This is a genomic window from Oscillibacter sp. KLE 1745, assembly GCF_000469445.2.
GTDB classification, from domain to species: Bacteria; Bacillota; Clostridia; order Oscillospirales; family Oscillospiraceae; genus Oscillibacter; species Oscillibacter welbionis.
In genome coordinates this window covers 1-1,181 of sequence record NZ_KI271750.1, presented here as the reverse complement: position 1 = coordinate 1,181, position 1,181 = coordinate 1, and the positions used below count along the sequence as shown (strand labels likewise).

1 protein-coding gene is annotated in these 1,181 nt (G+C 67.7%); it reads right to left on the bottom strand.

Annotated features, from left to right (window positions below):
- Window positions 1-30: 30 nt before the first annotated feature.
- The coding region (locus HMPREF1546_RS13510; protein WP_021752038.1) for a S1C family serine protease at window positions 31-1,181 on the bottom strand (1,151 nt) is incomplete at its 5' end.

Here is a 1,181-nt window from a genome sequence, read left to right as displayed (position 1 = left end):
GGCCTGCGGTGCAGGCCGCGCCCTCGTTCTTTATTCCACCGGGTCGTTCAGAGTCAGCGTCACTTCCATCCGCTCCCCGTCCCGCCAGATTTCCATGGTCACCTGATCGCCCACATACAGCTGCCGCCGGATGCGCAGCAGCTCCTGACTGGTTTCCACCGGCCTGCCGCCGGCGGCGAGGACGAAGTCCCCCTCCCGGATGCCCGCCAGGTCTGCGGCGGAGCCGGGCGTGACCTCCAGCACCTGCAGGCCCCAGATGTCGTCCTCCAGCCGGGTGCCCGTCTGGAGCACCGTCACGCCGAAGGAGGGCTCCGGCCGGACCTCTCCATAGGTCAACAGGTCGTTCACCAGCCGCCGGATGGAGGCGGAGGGAATGGCGAAGCCCAGACCCTCCACATTGGAGTAATCAGAGCTCATCTTGATGGTGTTGATGCCCACCACTTGGCCGCAGGCGTTGATTAGGGGGCCGCCGGAGTTGCCGGAGTTCAGGGCCGCGTTGGTCTGAACCAGCGTCATGGTCCGGCCGTCCACCTGTACATCCCGGTTGATGGCGGAGACGATGCCGTCTGTCAGTGTGCCGCGGAGCTCCACGCCCAGCGGGTTGCCGATGGCGTAGACCTTGTCGCCCACCACCAGCTGGTCGCTGTCGCCGAAGGTGGCGGCGGGAAGCCCCGTCAGCTCCACCTTGAGGACCGCCAGATCGTTCCGCTCGTCTCCGGCCACGTACCGGGCCTCATAGGTCCGGCCCGTGTCCATGGCGACGGTGCAGTCCCGTCCCCCCGCCAGCACGTGGTAATTGGTGAGGATATAACCGTCCGCCCGGAAGATGACCCCGGTGCCCACGGAGACGCTGTCGTCCAGCTGGACCATGACCGTCACCACCGACGGGTTCACCCGCTGGTAGATCTCCTGGGCCGTCAGCTCCCGGCCGTGGTCCGTCTCCACCTCCAGCACGGCGCCCTCTCCGAACGGATAGGTGGGGATGGTAACTGCCCCGGACGCGTCCTCTTCCTCCTCCCAGCCGTGGTCGTAACGGTACTCAAAGGGATCGGCACTGCTGCCGGCCGGCAGCAGACACCAAATCCAGGAGCCCGCCGCCACGCCCAGCACCACCGCCAGACAGGCCAGGAAAATCCACAGCCCGGTCCTGCGCCGCCGGCGGGGCTGCCCGGGCGCGGCAG